The organism is Vibrio fluvialis, from assembly GCF_900460245.1.
GTDB classification, from domain to species: domain Bacteria; phylum Pseudomonadota; class Gammaproteobacteria; order Enterobacterales; family Vibrionaceae; genus Vibrio; species Vibrio fluvialis.
On sequence record NZ_UHIP01000002.1, the window covers coordinates 794230 to 811159 of the forward strand.

20 protein-coding genes are annotated in these 16930 nt (G+C 47.7%); 11 read left to right on the plus strand and 9 right to left on the minus strand.

What is annotated here, in order from left to right; genetic code table 11:
• Positions 1 to 118: 118 nt before the first annotated feature.
• On the minus strand, positions 119 to 1015 hold the full coding sequence (locus DYA43_RS18645) for a DMT family transporter (RefSeq protein ID WP_061055363.1): 897 nt from the start codon (positions 1013 to 1015) through the stop codon (positions 119 to 121).
• 117 nt (positions 1016 to 1132) lie between these two features.
• Here DYA43_RS18645 and DYA43_RS18650 point away from each other — a divergent pair, with 117 nt between their 5' ends.
• Both DYA43_RS18650 and DYA43_RS18655 read left to right on the plus strand, forming a co-directional pair.
• Complete coding sequence (locus DYA43_RS18650; RefSeq protein WP_020328902.1) at positions 1133 to 1615, plus strand: MarR family winged helix-turn-helix transcriptional regulator; 483 nt, start codon at positions 1133 to 1135, stop codon at positions 1613 to 1615.
• A gap of 15 nt (positions 1616 to 1630) precedes the next feature.
• Positions 1631 to 2002 (plus strand): MmcQ/YjbR family DNA-binding protein, encoded by a 372-nt coding sequence (locus DYA43_RS18655; protein WP_172465305.1) that lies wholly within the window; start codon positions 1631 to 1633, stop codon positions 2000 to 2002.
• Between the two features lie 5 nt (positions 2003 to 2007).
• Here the strand turns inward: DYA43_RS18655 and DYA43_RS18660 are convergent, their stop codons facing one another.
• A complete protein-coding gene (locus DYA43_RS18660; protein WP_020328904.1) occupies positions 2008 to 2928 on the minus strand; it encodes a chemotaxis protein in 921 nt (306 codons plus the stop codon).
• Between the two features lie 260 nt (positions 2929 to 3188).
• Here DYA43_RS18660 and ppiC point away from each other — a divergent pair, with 260 nt between their 5' ends.
• Both ppiC and DYA43_RS18670 read left to right on the plus strand, forming a co-directional pair.
• Positions 3189 to 3467, plus strand: a complete 279-nt coding sequence (gene ppiC, locus DYA43_RS18665; protein WP_020328905.1) for a peptidylprolyl isomerase PpiC — start codon at positions 3189 to 3191, stop codon at positions 3465 to 3467.
• 571 nt (positions 3468 to 4038) lie between these two features.
• Complete coding sequence (locus DYA43_RS18670) at positions 4039 to 4302, plus strand: hypothetical protein (RefSeq protein ID WP_024375017.1); 264 nt, start codon at positions 4039 to 4041, stop codon at positions 4300 to 4302.
• Between the two features lie 355 nt (positions 4303 to 4657).
• On the opposite strand, the gene DYA43_RS18675 is transcribed toward DYA43_RS18670, so the two are convergent.
• Positions 4658 to 5686 (minus strand): IS110 family RNA-guided transposase, encoded by a 1029-nt coding sequence (locus DYA43_RS18675; protein WP_061055364.1) that lies wholly within the window; start codon positions 5684 to 5686, stop codon positions 4658 to 4660.
• Positions 5687 to 5786: 100 nt separating this feature from the next.
• Between DYA43_RS18675 and DYA43_RS18680 the strand changes: the two genes are divergently transcribed.
• The 4 genes from DYA43_RS18680 to DYA43_RS18695 all read left to right on the plus strand — a co-directional run bounded on the left by DYA43_RS18680 (position 5787) and on the right by DYA43_RS18695 (position 8037).
• Complete coding sequence (locus DYA43_RS18680; protein WP_020328906.1) at positions 5787 to 6173, plus strand: tautomerase family protein; 387 nt, start codon at positions 5787 to 5789, stop codon at positions 6171 to 6173.
• Positions 6174 to 6273: 100 nt separating this feature from the next.
• Entirely contained in the window at positions 6274 to 6624 is a 351-nt protein-coding gene (locus DYA43_RS18685) for a hypothetical protein (RefSeq protein ID WP_024375016.1), read from the plus strand.
• Between the two features lie 68 nt (positions 6625 to 6692).
• The gene (locus DYA43_RS18690) at positions 6693 to 6938 is read left to right on the plus strand and encodes a hypothetical protein (protein ID WP_024375015.1); all 246 of its coding nucleotides are present in this window, start codon (positions 6693 to 6695) and stop codon (positions 6936 to 6938) included.
• A 334-nt stretch (positions 6939 to 7272) separates the two neighbouring features.
• Positions 7273 to 8037: an AraC family transcriptional regulator gene (locus DYA43_RS18695; protein WP_061055365.1), complete on the plus strand. Its 765-nt coding sequence runs from the start codon at positions 7273 to 7275 to the stop codon at positions 8035 to 8037.
• Here the strand turns inward: DYA43_RS18695 and leuA are convergent.
• Both leuA and DYA43_RS18705 read right to left on the minus strand, forming a co-directional pair.
• On the minus strand, positions 8034 to 9713 hold the full coding sequence (gene leuA / locus DYA43_RS18700; RefSeq protein ID WP_061056054.1) for a 2-isopropylmalate synthase: 1680 nt from the start codon (positions 9711 to 9713) through the stop codon (positions 8034 to 8036). The genes DYA43_RS18695 and leuA overlap by 4 nt on opposite strands.
• A 175-nt stretch (positions 9714 to 9888) precedes the next feature.
• Positions 9889 to 10095 (minus strand): hypothetical protein, encoded by a 207-nt coding sequence (locus DYA43_RS18705; RefSeq protein WP_032080933.1) that lies wholly within the window; start codon positions 10093 to 10095, stop codon positions 9889 to 9891.
• Positions 10096 to 10214: 119 nt separating this feature from the next.
• Between DYA43_RS18705 and DYA43_RS18710 the strand changes: the two genes are divergently transcribed.
• Positions 10215 to 10733, plus strand: coding sequence for a TetR/AcrR family transcriptional regulator (locus tag DYA43_RS18710; protein ID WP_081094684.1), 519 nt, complete (start codon positions 10215 to 10217; stop codon positions 10731 to 10733).
• Here the strand turns inward: DYA43_RS18710 and rarD are convergent.
• Positions 10722 to 11651, minus strand: a complete 930-nt coding sequence (gene rarD / locus DYA43_RS18715; protein ID WP_225869394.1) for an EamA family transporter RarD — start codon at positions 11649 to 11651, stop codon at positions 10722 to 10724. The genes DYA43_RS18710 and rarD overlap by 12 nt on opposite strands.
• A gap of 121 nt (positions 11652 to 11772) precedes the next feature.
• Here rarD and DYA43_RS18720 point away from each other — a divergent pair, with 121 nt between their 5' ends.
• Both DYA43_RS18720 and DYA43_RS18725 read left to right on the plus strand, forming a co-directional pair.
• Positions 11773 to 12225 carry an Lrp/AsnC family transcriptional regulator gene (locus DYA43_RS18720; protein WP_020328912.1) on the plus strand — a complete coding sequence of 151 codons (453 nt, stop codon included), beginning with the start codon at positions 11773 to 11775 and terminating at the stop codon, positions 12223 to 12225.
• A gap of 301 nt (positions 12226 to 12526) precedes the next feature.
• Entirely contained in the window at positions 12527 to 13198 is a 672-nt protein-coding gene (locus tag DYA43_RS18725; protein ID WP_024375010.1) for a LuxR C-terminal-related transcriptional regulator, read from the plus strand.
• Between the two features lie 122 nt (positions 13199 to 13320).
• On the opposite strand, the gene DYA43_RS18730 is transcribed toward DYA43_RS18725, so the two are convergent.
• The 3 genes from DYA43_RS18730 to DYA43_RS18740 all read right to left on the minus strand — a co-directional run bounded on the left by DYA43_RS18730 (position 13321) and on the right by DYA43_RS18740 (position 16767).
• Complete coding sequence (locus DYA43_RS18730) at positions 13321 to 13641, minus strand: heavy metal-binding domain-containing protein (RefSeq protein ID WP_024375009.1); 321 nt, start codon at positions 13639 to 13641, stop codon at positions 13321 to 13323.
• A 131-nt stretch (positions 13642 to 13772) separates the two neighbouring features.
• Complete coding sequence (locus DYA43_RS18735; protein WP_044366496.1) at positions 13773 to 14936, minus strand: oligogalacturonate lyase family protein; 1164 nt, start codon at positions 14934 to 14936, stop codon at positions 13773 to 13775.
• A gap of 61 nt (positions 14937 to 14997) precedes the next feature.
• On the minus strand, positions 14998 to 16767 hold the full coding sequence (locus DYA43_RS18740; RefSeq protein WP_020328916.1) for a sodium:solute symporter family protein: 1770 nt from the start codon (positions 16765 to 16767) through the stop codon (positions 14998 to 15000).
• Positions 16768 to 16930: the final 163 nt, after the last annotated feature.

Consider the following 16930-nt stretch of genomic DNA (forward strand, 5'->3'; position numbering starts at 1 on the left):
TGGTTTATCTGAACGTTTTTCTCACTATCGTCGCTCTCTGTGATAAAACGCACGCATTGCGATGCAGTTACACTAAATCAAAGCTTGACCGGTGTGACGTCACACCGGTCGAAAACGACTACTGCTCAGAAACCACGCGCATAGTATGGCGCTGACGGATCAGAGCAACCACTTGTGGCAGTAAAGACATCACAATCATGCCTCCCATCAATGCGTATTGATCCGGACGATAAATCTCATTCAGCAATAAACCGCCACACACGATCCCGGCGACCGGGTTGGCAATGCCACCAAACGTGAAATCCACCACCGACATTCTTTGCAAGAGCCACACGTACAATCCGTAGCCGAGCGCTGTGTTGAGCAGCACAATCCACAATAAACCCAGGATGTTACGTGTACTGATGTGCGTCAGGGTCTCCATGTAGACCTGAGGCGAGAAAAAGGCATGCACGAGAGCCGCCAGACCAAGTGCCACACCGCCGATGATCAGCTGCCAGCTGAGCACTGTCCACCAGTGGATTTTGCCGCCGAGCGACTTGGTCAGAGTTGAGCCGAAGATAATACACAGAATGGCGGCCAGCATCGCCATCAAACCCAATGGATTGAGGCTGAGCGATTTCGGGTCGAACAAGAACCAAGCCAAAGCAATCAATGCCGCGCCACTGAGCAACTGAATTGACGATGGACGCTGACGACTGACCAGCCAGTGATAAAACATCGCGAATACGGGCACCGATACCATGCCCACACCTGAAATAGCGGAAGGCAAGGTCAGGGCCATCACGAAAATGAGGCTAAAGAAGGCAGCGATGTTGACCAGGCCAATGGTAAGCAGTGGACGCCAACTGGATTTCTCCGGCAGGCTCGGGCGCAGGGCCAGCAGCAGCAAGCCAGCAGGCAGCGCTCGAATGGCTCCGAGCAGTAGCGGAGGCCAGTCCGCTAGGGTGTATTTGGTCACCGCGTAGGTGGTTCCCCAAAAGAAGGCAGGTATCATGGCAATTAAAATGTTCATGTTAAGTATCTTTATGTTGAGATATCTGAGCAGAAAGTTATCGTAAGAAATGCTTTTTGTAAAGTATCTTTATGTTAAAGTATTTTGTCAGTAAACACAGACGGAGAACCCACACTGATGGATGCGATTGATCGCGTATTGTCACAATGGCAACAAGAACGGCCGCAGCTCAACACGTTACCGATGAGCATTATGGGACGCATGATGCGTTTGACCAAACACCTGGAAACTGCCGTTGCGGAAGTTCATAAGCGCTACGGTTTGAAAATGGGCGAGTTCGATGTACTGGCCACCTTATTGCGAGCGGGGGCACCTTATCGCCTGACTCCGTCGGAGTTGCTTGCTTCGATGATGCTGACGTCCGGTGCGATGACCAATCGCCTTGATAAGCTTGAACAAAAAGGTTTGATTCACCGTTTGCACAGCACCGCGGATCGTCGCAGTATTGAAGTTCAGCTCAGTGATGAAGGTTTAGACGTGGTCAATGAGCTGGTGATTGAGCATGTGAAAATTCAGGAAAAGCTGGTGGAAGGATTGTCGGGTGACGATCAGCAGCAACTCACTCAGTTACTGAAATTTTGGCTCTCTAGCTTCGAATAATCTTAGGAGTACGTGATGATGACTTTGCAACAACTGACCGACTATCTCGATTCTCTGCTCCAGTCGGAAGCGTGCTATCCGTTTGGCCCTGATCCACTGGTGTATAAGATTCGCGGAAAAATGTTTGCTTATGTCTCTCAGGAGAGCGCGCCGTACTTCGTGACACTAAAATGCACTCCGCAGGACGGCGAAGTTCTTACCAGTCAGTTTTCATCCATTCGTCCGGGCTATCATATGAACAAGCGTCACTGGATTTCGGTCGATTTAGAAGGCGATGTTGATACGGGAATGATTGAAGATTTGTGTCTGCGTTCCTACCAACTGGTGGTCAGCAAACTGAAGAAATCAGACAGAGAAGCCTTGCAAAGCCTGACCTTGCAAGGCTGAATGCATTACGCGTGTGAGTGGCGCTGAGCTTCAAGCTTCTTCGCGCCACGTAGCATGGCTTCGATTAGCTCGGTTGCATTGAATTTTTCCAGTGCTTCATGCGCACCAACCTGATGAGCGCGGTCGACACAAATCTCACTCGACAAAGAAGTGTGCAAAATACAGTATGCATGGCTGAGTTTTGGATCGTTCTGCACTTCAAACGCCAGCTCATAACCATCCAGACCTGGCATTTCAATATCACTCACCAAAATATCAATCGCCTGATTTTCGCCAGCCAGCTTTTTCATTAAATCTGCCGCTTCCAGACCATTTTTGCAGATCTGATACGGAATATTAATGCGATCCAGTGCATCCGCCAGTTGTTTGCGTGCAATCGATGAGTCGTCAACCAACAGAATGTTCAGGGCTTTCAAGCGTTCACGTTCAACGTCAGTCAGCATCGGCACTTTAGTCGATTCATACTGCGGATAGATTTTTGACAGCAGCAGCTCCACATCCAGCAGTTGAACAATCTGCTCCTGATAACGGGTGATGCCAGTGACGAACACATTGCGTCCGGCGGTTGGCGGCGCTGATTCAATCGAACGCCAGTCACACTCGATGATCTTCTCAATTCCACGCACCATGAATGCTACTACGGTACGCAGACAGTCCGTCACAATCAGATAGCTGTTTTTGTACTCTTGAGGAGCAATCGGACGAAAACCAATCGCCGCAGCCATGTCGATGACAGGCACGGTCATATTGCGGATAGTCACAGTGCCCACAACGTGGTGGTGAGAGTAGGGGATTTGAGTCATCGGCAAGTAAGGAACGATTTCTCGTACTTTGAGTGTACCAATCGCAAACAACTGCTTTTGCATGTTCAGCGTGAACATCAGCATGCCTTGTGACTGATTTGCCTTACTAATGGTTTTAGCCATAACGAAATTCTTAATCTAAACGCATGAGTAACTATACTAACCGAAAATATCGTATCAGCAACGGTAACGGCGCTTTTTTACTATTGAGTGAGAAGTTGTTCAATAAGTTATACAACTTCGTTTCAATTCCTTTAGCGACCGATAACAAAGATTCATTAAATTGTAGCTAGAATGTCGTCGTCAATGCAGGGTGCAACTCGGTCGGAGTTCCGATAGACTAAGCCACTTTTTTACCGCACTAAGTCGTTTGAGGGTCAAATATGGCAAGAACCGCAGCAGCGCTTCATATTCTGGTGAAGCACAAAGAACAGGCTGATGACATCATTCAGCAGCTAAAGAAAGGTGCAAAGTTTCAGACTCTGGCCAAGAAATATTCACTGTGTCCATCGGGCAAAAAAGGTGGCGATTTGGGTGAGTTTCGCCAAGGGCAAATGGTGCCACAGTTTGACAAAGCGTGTTTCCAAGGTGAAATCCTCACCCCTCAACTGGTGAAAACTAAATTTGGCTGGCACGTTGTTAAAGTGCTGTACCGCACTTAATCGTTAGCAGCGTAAGCTCGCCGACGTATAGCTTAAATATTCCCATCCAAATCCCTGTCTCAACATCATGGTAAGCACGTTCTGGCTTGCCATGATGTGCTTATTTCTGCCCCAAAGAATTAGTCAGTTGTCTGCGGCGAAGCAACAAACGGATGTTCTCCCGAAAAATTCTCATCTATATATCTCGTCTGATGAAAGCTTCCAGAGATTGATTACAACTATACAGCTGTATTTAAATTAAGGGTTTATAGTGATTCCTACCCTGTATTCGTGCGCGTTTTCTCATTTTTCTCGTAGCAAATAACCTTAAAGTTAATCACCTATGTGTTTCATCCAGTAAATAATAGGTTTGGATAACGCGCATGCGCGTTTCCCCGAATGGTGTATTTAAGATACAGGTAATTACTTCTTTGAAATACAATCAGTTAACAATGCGCGTTTTTACTGGTTTAATGAGGTAAGTAATCGTGTGCACTAATAAAATGTTATGTGCCTTTCACGTGAAGCGACAAACATTATGTGCAACCATTAACTTATAGAATGGCTAAAATTTCATATTTTAGAGGGTGTTATGGTTTTTAGCAGCAAGGTTAAAGTGGTGATTTCAGTGGTGGCTATAGCATTGTCTTCACTTTTACTGTCTCTTGATATGTTTGGTGTCATTCCATTTCTGATTCTAGTTGTGTCATTTTTTACCCTAATTATTCAAGGTGGGCTGTTCCTTCTTGGGTACAAAAATGGTGACGTTTTCGATGCTTATCAAGACCTAGAAAGAACAGAAGCAACGGCACTAACTAATCTGTTCAAAGACAAAAAGGATTGTGAAAAACACTAACCACGGCACATAACAAACAATTTAAGAGGGATTCCCAACGCTTGGTATTTTTGCTTCTACTTCAAGTTTAGTGTTTATGGCACAATGCTTTAGGTTTGGGTGGTAGCGTTGCTCACCCCTTAATTGGGCTACATGGACTCCCTCTTTTGTCAACAATAGCTCTCTTTGACAACAGTGGATCGGACAGCAGCTCTACATTCGGTATTTGACAGGCTTTATTGCCATTACCTTGATGATATTCGCTTGGTACCAGCCTCATTCGTTAGACAGTATTTTCTACTTCCCAATTAAACAGGCTTTGATACCTCGGTCTGACCGTATTGCCATCAATTGCAATTGTGTTGACTCGGTGGGGTTAACCATTGATATAGTTAACTTTATACTCATTTCCCGAAGTCAGTAACGCCCAGATAATTCGGGCGTTTTTAGCGGCTAAAGCGACGGTTGCTCGCTTATAACCGCGACGTTCAACTAATTGTTGTAACCAGAGACTGTTTCTATCCGTTTTGTCTTTGCATCTTGCTATAACAGCACGTGCTCCATGAATAAGTAACGTACGGATGTGTTTGTCGCCTCGTTTGCTTATGCGCCCAAGTTGGACGTGACCGCCAGTGGTATATTGTCTCGGCACTAATCCAACCCATGCAGCAAATTGACGGCTGGAACGAAATTGTTTTCCATCAGAAACCGTAGCAACAATGGCTGTTGCACTATGTTCTCCCACGCCAGGAATAGTCATGAGCTTTTTAGCCTCTTTCATCTGACTGACGAGCGCATAAATTTTGCGGTCGTATCGCAGTACTTCAATGTTGATATCGTGGATACGATTGACTAAGTCATAGAGTAGTTCGCGAGCCAGCATAGGTAGCCCATTTTCAGCATCTTCAAGAATGCTGGAAATGGTATTTTGGAGTGGGTATCGACCTTGAGGAATAATAATACCGAATTCAGAAAGTAATCCACGTAACTGATTAATGGTGGCGGTGCGGTTTTTAATCAGACCATGTCGAATGCGATGCAGGGTAAGCACAGCTTGTTGCTCTGTACTTTTAATAGCGACAAACCGCGTCTTGGGACGGCTGACGGCTTCACATATAGCTTCAGCATCATTGGCATCGTTCTTTTCATTTTGCCGATAAGGGATAACAAACTTCGAAGCCATAATGCGAGGTGTATGTCCAAGTTTACTCAGTTCTCTCGCCCAATGATGAGCGCCAGAGCAAGCTTCCATACCGACTAAGCAGGGCGGTAGGTTGGCGAATACCTCTAACAGTCTGTTTCTTTTAACTGTTTTGCGTAGTACACACTTGCCATATGCATCAACGCCGTGAATACTGAAGACATTCTTGGCGAGGTCAATGCCAATAGTTTGAATGGTGGACATAGTCACCTCCGTATTATCAACGTGTCATGAGTAACTATGGCACGTGAAGTGTCAGGTAGAGGGAGTCCATATCATTCGTTATACGTTTTAAGGAGAAATCGTGGTCGTTATATATGGAATTAAAGAGCATTTGAATGCCATAAAAGCTGATTTATCAGATGTGATCCAAGAATCGATGACTCAAGCCTTAGGTTTGCCTGAGGATAAGCGTGCTCAAAGATTCGTCCCTCTCGATAAAAGTGATTTCTACTATCCTAGTGGCCGTTCTGATGCTTACACGGTGATAGAAGTAAATATGATGGAAGGTCGCAAAGTCGAAACCAAGAAGGCTCTAATAAAGGCTCTATTTAATAATATTGAATCGAGTTTAGGCATCGCTCCCATTGATGTTGAAATTACAATTAAAGAGCAACCTGCTCATTGTTGGGGTTTCAGAGGTATCACAGGTGATGAAGTGTCAGACTTAACCTACAAGGTCAACGTATAGCAAGGCGCTCAAGAGAGATTCATGCCGCGTGGCCTTTTTAGTTTGCGGTGGTTTTGTGGCAGTCACCCCTTAACTCAGTGCTCTGCTCTAGGAGGTAATTTTGCTCGATTTGCTCAAAAAATTGGTTCTAATTAACCTCTCAGCGGTTCTTGTTGTTATAGCTCTAGCCCAGTTTGTTCCATTCTTTGCTACTACTCAGTTGGTCGACTTTCTTTTCTTTGTTGTCATCGTCATATGGTTTTTGGCGAAGCTCATGTGGGAAGGTGGCATCCATAGTAAGACGACTCGGTTAGATGATCCTAGAACAGATAAAGTCTACAAAATGGTAGAAGGCCATGATTTCGCAAAAGACGAACGAGAGCACTATCGAATGAACTACCAGACTGGCTTAGTTTTTTTCATAGCTGGTCTACCAGCGTTTATTGCTTGTTTAGTCCTTCAATTTCTTTGAGTACGAGCATAAACGAGTATGGCGTTAATAGTTATTCCCTACGCTTGGTATTGAAAATGGAGCAATAAATGGATGATCTTATAAGTATGCTGCTCAGAGTGTTTGGCAGAGTGTTTATGCTGCTACTTGAAATTAGATTAGTCGGGTGTTTTTTTTATACGGTTGGATATACGGTTTCAAAAACGGTGACATTGGGCAAATTTCCGGCTGGAAACGACGACGCAATGCGCATGAAAATAAGCTATCTAGGTCTGGCCATTATTATAGGTGTGCTGCTATTGGTCGGTATTTTCAATACATTCATATCGAGATAAGGGCAGGCCGAAAACAGGTTGTTTTAGAGCTCCTCCAACCTCAGGACAGTTTCACTGCGCTCAAGTATGGCTTACGTTTGTCTCACAGTAACGAGGCGTTAATTCATCGAATTTTAATTACGCGCTTTAAACTGCGTTTCCCCTTGGTTGCGCTTTTACCTTTTCTAATGTTTGACGATTTGTTTAGCCATGATAGATAGGGTGTGGAACACCAAACTCTGCTTTCCGAATAGCCAGATGTTCCAAACAGTTGCATCTCACGGTGTGACCGCTAGTATGATTTTTCTGGTGATTCTCCGCCGCGTTTAGTGAGGCTGGCTTTAGCGAACACACAATGAAATTCTGCGACGAAATGTTGGGGCCGCCTGTTCTGGCTTACGCTCACGATTACACTCATGGTGATACAGAAGCCGCACACGAGCATCAGTGTGCACAGTTTCTGCACGCGTTAAATGGCGTGATTCGGGTGGATACGGCCGCCGGAACTTGGGTGGTGACGGCGAATAAAGGCATGTGGATTCCGGCTGGCGTTTCTCACAGCCTCAGAATTACGGGTAATGTCAAAGTGCGTACGCTGTTTGTCGATTCGATGGCACGAGCTGATTTGCCTAACACTTGCGTGTTGTCGGAAGTGCCGTCTTTACTGAAACATCTGATTGTTGAAGCGGTGTCTCTGCCCGATGAACGGATTGCCGGAACGCGGGAAGAGCGCATTTTTGAGCTGATTCTGGATGAGTTGCGCCGACTTAAACCAGTCGACTTTTATCTGCCAAATCCAAGTTCAGATGGGTTAATCATGCTGTGTGATTACGTGTCTGAACGCATTGCTCACCCTTGGACCGCGTCTGACGCGGCGAAATATTTGAGCCAAAGTGAACGCACCGTTTCGCGCAAATTTCAACAAGAGCTGGGGCTCACGTTCACCGAATGGCTGCGCCAGAAACGCTTGATTCACGCTCTCGAACTGTTAGCCAGCGGCCACAGTGTGCTCGACAGCGCGCTGGCCATTGGATACGACAGCCCGAGTGCGTTCAGCGCCATGTTTAAAAGCCGTATCGGGCTGTCTCCGAGCGAATATACGGCCTCAATGGCGCTCTAACTATTCTGCGTTTTGAGCAGATTGGCGTAGGCATTGATCAAGGCTTGCAGCGATGCCTTGGTCGCATCCTCTTCAATCGCCACGCCAAAGTGATTCACATTCGACGATTGAGACTGAAGCTGAACGTAGGTCACCGCCTTGCTCTGCGTGTGCGAGCCGAGCGTGTGTTCGTGGTAATCGACGATGTTGCTCGCTACACCAAACTGCTTAGTGAGTGCGTTTAACATGGCTGAGAGTAAACCGTTGCCAACGCCAGAGCACAATATCTCTTCCTCATTGAAACGCAGGCGGCTTTCAATACTCTGGCCCGCCAGTGTGGGTTGGCTCTGATAACTCATCAGGCACATCTCTGGCGATGGCGTTAATCCATAGGCTTGTCTGAAAAGCTGCCACAATTCGGCAAGCGAGATTTCGCGTCCGGTTTGGTCGGTATGGCGTTTCACGCGTTGGCTTAAATCCACTTGCAGCATTTTGGGGAGCGACAAGCCGTGGTTCTCTTGCAGCAACCACGCTGCGCCGCTTTTCCCCGACTGGCTGTTGACCCGAATCACCTCTTCGTAGTTGCAACCCAGATCCATGGGGTCGAGTGGTAAATAAGGGATCGACCAAACCGGTTGTGGCGCTTGATGATGGCGGGCAAAGCCTTTTTTGATCGCGTCCTGATGCGAGCCGGAGAATGCAGTAAACACCAGTCGCCCGCCATACGGGTGGCGCGGGTGAACGGGCAGCTCATTGCACTCTTCGACGACTTCCACCGTGCGTCGAATGTCTGAAAAGCGCAGTTGCGGATCGATGCCTTGTGAGTACAGATTGAGCGCAATTGTCACCAAATCGGCGTTGCCGGTCCGTTCGCCGTTGCCGAACAAGCAGCCTTCAACACGAGTGGCGCCTGCCAGCATGGCAAGCTCAGCACTGGCGACTCCGGTGCCGCGGTCATTATGCGGATGTACGCTGATGGTGACAAACTGCAAGCAAGAGAAGGTACGAATGAAGTGCTCGATTTGATCGGCGAATACATTCGGCGTGTTGCACTCCACCGTGGTGGGCAAGTTAAGAATGAGCGGGCGCTGTTGGCTTGGCTGCCAGACAGCGGCAACGGCTTCGCAAATCTCCAGTGCAAATTCTGGCTCGGTGAAGTTGAATGTTTCTGGCGAGTATTCCAGTGTCCACTGCGTTTGTGGATGTGCGTCGCACAAGGCCTTAATCTGCCTCACCCCCTTGACGGCCAGTTCCAATGTGGCTTGCTTGCCTTGCTCGAACACCAGCTCACGAAAGAGCGGCGCGGTGGCATTGTATAAATGGATGATGGCTTTTGGCGCTCCGTTGAGCGCGGCGACGGTGCGCTCAATCAGATCCGCTCTCGATTGGGTGATGACCTGAATGGTGACGTCGTCTGGAATCAGGCGCTCTTCAATCAGGCAGCGCACAAAATCGAAATCGGTTTGTGATGCAGAAGGGAAAGCGACTTCGATCTCTTTGAATCCGCATTCAACCAAGTGGTGAAAGAACTTCAGTTTTCTCTCTTTATTCATCGGGTTGGCGAGAGCCTGATTGCCGTCACGCAGATCCGTGGAGCACCAACGTGGTGCCTGCGTCAGTACTTTTGAAGGCCAGGTTCGCTGCGGAAACGGAATGATCGCAGCCGGTCGGTATTTGTCTGCAGGGTTATCTAACATGATGAATTTGTCCATGGGTAAGTAAATCGGACATTCATGCTAAATAAGCGCCGCCAGGATATCTGCGCAGAACTGGACAGGCATCGTCGTGAATTGGACAAAGTGCGACATTCAAATCAGCTAAGTCGGGCTCTCATTACGCGCAATCGATATTGAAACTGGCTGTTTGCTTGAGTCAAAGCGACGTCATCATTCCTTTAAGCATCTGTTTCATTTCCGCTCTGACTTCTTGTCCGCCAATCACGGCCAAAAGCAGCAGGCCACCCGGCACCAACACCACAATCAGCAGCGGCCTTAGCAGGTACGAAAAGCAAAACAAGCCTGGCAAAAATACAAACCATTGGCAGAGTGTTAGCATCACGGTCTTGAGCATCGTTATCATTATTTCCTCCAAATCATCGTTTTATTGAGCGCGCTCAATTTATAAATGAGCGCGCTCAGTTTGTCAATGTGAGTAGGGAAAGGTATGATGCAACGGCATGAAATGATGATGAGTGGATTATGGGTAAGCGAGAGCAAACGAGAGAGCGAATACTGGCAGCTGCGTGGCAACTATTTGAAACTCAGGGATATCAAGAAACCTCGACTCGCCAGATAGCGCGTCAGGCTGGCGTGGCGGATGGAACGGTTTTCAGTCACTTTGAGACTAAATTGGCCATACTGCGCGAAGGCGTCATGAATCAACTGGAGCGGTTGTCGCAACAAGGATTCAATCAGCCTTCGCAAGATGTGTGCGAGCTGGCGATGCAGTTTGCTCGCACCTATTACGGCTACTACTTTTCTAACGTGAATTTGAGTCGAGCCCTGCTTAAAGAAGTCTTGTGGGACATGGACTACTACCAATCTTTCAATCAGGCGATTTTTGATACGGCCAATCTTCCGGCGGCGTTAGCCGAAAAAATACCGGTGTTGCTTGATTGCTACTTCATGACTCTGATAACTCATCTGAGCAAGCCAGAGCCCAATCTTGAACTCGCGCTTCAAACATTAGAAAGCAAATACCAAAGCTTACTCAGTTGAACGAATGGGTTCGTCGCTTGGTGTGCGTTTTACCGCCCTGCTGGACTTACGCAGACTCAGCCCGCCTTCCATCATCAATACGACGACGGCAAGCCAGATGGCGATGTAAGTTGGCCATTCGCCAGCGTAAATGCTTTCGCCGAGCAACAGTGCAACCAGCAGCAATAACACGGGTTCGACATAAACCAGCAAGCCAAACAGTGTTAGATTCAGATGCGGTGCCGACAGCGATTGAAAGGCCAGCGCCAGCGCACTGATTGCGCCCAACCCTAAGATAAGCCACAACAAATCCAGATTGACGCTCAATGCTTGCAACACATGGCCGCCGTGAAAAATGAAGTACAAGCTGAAAGGCAGGCTGAGCATCATGTCAAACCACAGGCCGCCAATGTGGTTGGTGTCGGTTTTGTAGCGCAGCCAAAAATAGATCGGATAACCTAAACAAACCATGAGCGTTGGCCATGACAATGTTTGAGAGATGGCCAGTTGGTTTATAACGCCGACCAATGCAAACAAACAAGCTAACTGCTGAAAGCGCGACATGCGGTCTTTAAACGCAAAGCGCCCGACCACCACCATGGTGATTGGCATAATGAAGTAACCTAGAGACACCGAAAGCCCGTAACCATTGACGGGCGCCCACATAAACAGCCACAACTGAATGCTAATCAGAAACGACGATACGATGCGTGACAACCAAAAAAAGCGCTCGGTCCGCAGGCGCTGAAACAACGTGGCGACCTGAGACCAATAGCCTCTTAGCAGGATGAACAGCGTGAGCAGTGGAAAGGTGAGCAGAATTCGCCAGCCATAAATTTCTTCGCCTTTCAGCTCTTGCAATAAAGCGGTGTAGGCGAACATCAGCGCAAAGAGGGCAGAGGCAATCACATTGAGGGTGACGCCTAATGGGGTGTGCATGGTTTTTTGCATGGTCACAAAAGGGTTATGAATAAAGTGAAGATATTTTATTGCGTCAGACTTGATAAAGGCGCTCGAAATTCATAACGTGAGTGAGAAAATTTCTCACCGGAAGAGTCTGATGACGTTAGATAAATACGATTATGCATTGTTGGAATTGTTGCAGCGTAACTGCCAAACCCCGCTGCGCGAGTTGGCGGATGCGGTTTATTTGTCGACGGCTTCTGTGCAGCGGCGTATCCAAAAACTCAAAGACAATGGTTACATTCAAGCCAATGTTGCGGTTTTGGACCCTGACAAACTCAATCAGGTCATCACGATTGTGGTGGAAGTACAGGCAGAGAAAACGTATGCGCTCGATCTGGATGTCCTCAAGCAAAGTTTCTCCGGCCCAGAAGTTCAGCAGTGCTACTACGTCACCGGCGATGCTGACTTTGTCTTAGTGCTGGTGGTGCCCAACATGCAACGTTTTCAGGAGATTTGCGACAAGCTGTTTCACAGTAACCCCAACGTGAAATGGTTCAGAACCATGGTGGCGCTGGAGCGAGTGAAGGCGACGTTGGATGTACTGTAACTTGCCTTAGGTTGTTGGGGCAAAGAAGCTGGATCGAACAGGATATTAATTGTCTGAATTATTAATATTTGGCTATTTAATTGTGATGCATGTCGTTATTTAAGCTTCACTAATACATGGATATAATTAAATCTATCAATGCTTCTCATAAATAAGACAATGAATTAAGTTGATGAATTAGTTCAACTAAAATAAGCATTATTCGTATATAAATAGTTCCTCGCGAATTTGGTGCATTGACTTCCCCCTCCTTCGGGTTAGTTTTTACTTATGTCAGTCATAGGGCTTAGGAGTATTTGTAATGAGTGAAGGAAAAAGACTAAACGTACGATTACTTTCCGATGTATGCATGCAATCGAGATTATTAAAAGACGCATTAGAATCCAAATTGCCGGTTCGGATTGATGTTTCACCGTTTAGTGAAGTGTGGCAGCACGAGAATGATCCTGCGTGTCACGACGTCAAAATTATCATCATCGATTATTCATGCATTGAGAGCGAGACCCTCGGCGATTACTACACGTTTAAACAGATGACGTGCCCGGAGGCCAAAGAGGTGGTGATCAATTGCCCGCCTGAGGCTGAATCTAAGTCTTTGTTTAAATGGCAAAAACTATCTGGTGTGTTCTTCGCCGACGACGATATTGAAGCGTTAGTCAAAGGCATGAACAAGATTCTGGAAGACGAAATGTGGCTGACCCGTAAGTTGGCTCAGGAGTACATCATGCACTATCGCGCAGGTGCTCCGGCTGTGACGTCACAGGTCTACACTCGTTTGACTCGCCGTGAACAACAAATTATTAAACTGCTTGGCAGTGGTGCTTCAAATATTGAAATCGCCGATAAACTTTACGTGAGTGAAAACACCGTGAAGACTCACCTGCACAATGTATTTAAGAAAATAAATGCGAAGAATCGTCTGCAGGCGTTAATCTGGGCGAAGAGTAATATTGGCATGGAAGAAGTCAGCTAATAATAAAAACAGATCTTAGATAAATATGAATGTCCGATGCCATACTAAAGTTTAGATTTATATTTATGAGTCAACGAAGGTTTATTTATTACAGAAAAGGCAGCTAAGGCTGCCTTTTTACTTTATTCGACTATTACCGCTGTACCACTGACGGACACCATTAACATGCCGTTGGTTTTTCCGAATGTCTCGTAGTCCAGATCAATCCCGACAACGGCGTTCGCCCCAAGCTCTGTGGCGCGCGCTTGCAACTCTTGTAGGGCAATGGTGCGTGCTTTTTGTAATTCATGCTCATACGTTGCTGAACGGCCACCCACGATATCGCGAATGCCAGCAAACAGATCTTTGAAAATATTGGCGCCTAAAATGGCTTCTCCGGCGATGACGCCGCAATAGCGCACGATACGTTTGCCTTCAACCTGAGGGGTGGTGGTGACGATCATTCCTGACTCCGTTATGTTTTAAGGTTTACGCGAGTTAGAAGTGTAAACCAGCCGAGAGTTCCGTGCAGCAATCGGGGCGGACAAAAAAAAGCCTTCGCAGTGAGCGAAGGCTTATCGGAGCATAGGGGGATTTAACGCAATTCAGCCGGAATGTCGGCGATATAAATGGCTGGCACGCCTTCAAAATCACTGGTAAACAGCACGCCCGTATCACCCGGTGTGAAAGATGGGTGAGGGTGAGTGATTTGACGGTCACCATCGAGCACATCCCACGATGTACTGTGTTTGGCCAGCTTGGCGTAGTGCTTGGTTTTGGTGTTGAGGATGTAGAGGAACGGATCATTTTCGATGTCGTAACTTTCCGCGTCAGCCACATCCACCGGTGCATCACAGCCGTCACCCACCATCAGAGAGCCGTCGAAGTTACTCATCAGGTGTGAACATGGCGGCATCACCATCACTTCTTCGTTTTCCAGCGTGTCCGGGTTGGCTTTGTAAATCACGCGCTCGGTCATGCCTTTAAAGTAAGAAACATAGGCCATGGCGCTACCATCCGGAATCCAGAACTCATGAGTGCACGATTCGCCCGGTGCGTGTTCTTTTATCTTGCGAACATTGCTGCCGTCTTCGTTCACCAGCCACATGCGCGCGTCGACCAAATCGTGCGGACCTTCATGGCAGAAGCCAATGGTGGAATCGTCAAACGGACGGTAAATCGGGTGGCCCAGCCACGCGTTGTCCTGATGGACTACATCCAGTTCACCAGTTTGAATATCGACTTTGATCAGGCGGCAGGTGGGTTTGGTGTGGTAAAACTCAGCAAACTTTTCCCACGAGGTCAGTGGCTGCCAGTCACGCTTGAGGATTTCAATACCGACCAGTTTCGTGCATTCGGAGTTCGCCACCCAGGTGCCGTAACCTTTCCACTCTTCATCGACGGTGTAAATGACCTGTTCTTCGAGTGTTTCGAGGTCCACTTTCATCAGGTTCAGTTCATTTTTGACGTAGAAGAAAGAACGATCATCGTCAGAGATGAAGCCGCCGAAGGTATTGTCACCTTTGCCTTCCGTAAGCTGCTTGGCCTGTTGTGTGTTCAGATCGACCAGGTAGTAGTTACGGGTTCCATCAAAGTCACCGGCAAACAGCAGTTTGCTGCCGTCTTTGGTAAAACACTTTTGATAGAAGTAGTTACGATGACAAATCACATCCGTTGGAGTCAGACGAGTCACTTTTACTTGGGTGTCGCTGTCGATGAATGATTCGAATGCCAGCTGAATTACATCACCTTTAGCCATAAATAATCTCCGCAAATGGCACTGCCAACCGACGAGGATTGGCAGTGAACGTTCAATTGAATCAGTTAGAAGAAATCACACTTTTTTTTACTACGGTGTCCAGCCCGGCACTGCGTTTGAGAGCGTAGCCGACGAAAGCAATCACCGCCGCACAACCCAGGAACAGTAGTCGTCCCCACATTGGGTTCGGGATCAGAATCATCAGTGACAGACCCGCCGCCATGTACATCACCAAACTGCCCAGCTTGTTGCGCTGCATACGGTCAACGATGTCCTGACCTTCTTCGGCAACACATTCTGTGTCCACATCTTTGAAGAACTCGGCTGTTTGCGCTTTGTATGAGTCGTTCTCTTCTTTGTAGAACAGTGTGGTCAGGCAGAAGAAACCTGCGGTCAGGAACAGGTGCGCCGCAATCGTGATGATGGTGCGCATTTCGCCCGCTTCACGACGAGTCAGTTCATCGATACCAAACCAGCTTGCCACGTTTGCCGGGGTGAAGAATTCCACCACAGACCAAGAAACCAGCATACCGAATACAACCGTTGCCCATGGTGCCCATTTTGGCGTTTTGCGAATCAGGATACCCAGGAACAGCGGCACCAGAATCGGAGATTGCAGCAGCGTCGCAACTTGCATCATCAGGTCAAACAGGCTCAGGTGTTTCAGAGAGTTGAAGAACTGTGCCATGAAAATAACCAGCAGACCGTTCACCAGACACGCGATTTGCCCTGCGCGCAGCTGCTCTTTATCCGTTGCCTGACCTTTACGCATGATAGGTGCGTAGAAGCTGCGAACGAAGATGCCTGAGTTGCGGTTCAGTGCTGAATCCATCGAAGACATGGTGGCGGCGAACAGACCGGCCATCAGCAAACCCACGGTGCCAAGAGGCATGGTTTCACGTGCAAACACCAGGTAAACCGCATCACCCGCTTTCGCGCCCAGTTGCGAATACTGAGTTGCCGCATCAGGGTAAAGGATGGCAGAAGCCCAAGGTGGAATGAACCAAATCACCGCGCCAACCACCATCATACCCAGCGCTAACAGGGCAGCTTTGCTGGCGTTTTTCGAGTCTTTTGCGTTCAGGAAGCGGTAAGATTCCTGCATGTTGTTGATACTTTGCAGCTGTTTCACCACAAAGAAGATAAAGGTACACACCAGCAGTAGCGGATAGTTCATATCCGGGCCCATGATGAAACCGCCAGGGAAGTTATTGACGATTTCGCTCGGGCCACCCACCACGTAGAGCGCAACCAGTGCACACGCGACAGAGATAACCGCAACCACCAGAGTCTGAATAAAGTCAGAAGCCACTACACCCCAGGCGCCACTCAGCAATGAAATTGCCAGTACAGCCAGGCCGGTAACCCAAATGGTCGTCACGATGTCGGCATCAAATACCGCAGAGGCAAACACACCCAGGCCGTTGAGCCATACCCCGGCGTTGATCACGCTCAGAGGAATGATCACCCAAGTGAAGAACTGCTCGTTGACGCCGCCAAAACGACGCTTCACGCCTTCGGTTGGGGTATCGACACGCATCTGACGGAAGCGGCGAGCAAAGTAGAAGTAAGCGAACACATACGCCACCATGTTACCGATAAAGACGGCGAGGACGGCGAAACCATCGCTGAACGCTTTACCGGCAGCACCGGTGAATGTCCAGGCAGAAAATTGAGTCATAAAGGCGGTCGCACCCACCATCCACCAGAGCATTTTACCGCCCCCGCGGAAGTAATCACTGGTACTGTTGCTGGCCATCTTTTTGAACAGCAAGCTGATTGCCACCATCAGGGCAAAATAGCCTGCAATGACAAGATAATCGTATTGCATGTTAAACCTCGAAACGCTGTTTTAATTTTCGATGATTATATGAGAAGAACTTGAAATGGTATGTGATAAAAATCGAAACAATGGTTCAATTTTTATATTTTTAATGATTTAGTGATCTGAATCATAAACAGACCTTTCCAGTTTCTTGCCATAGTCAGCGCGC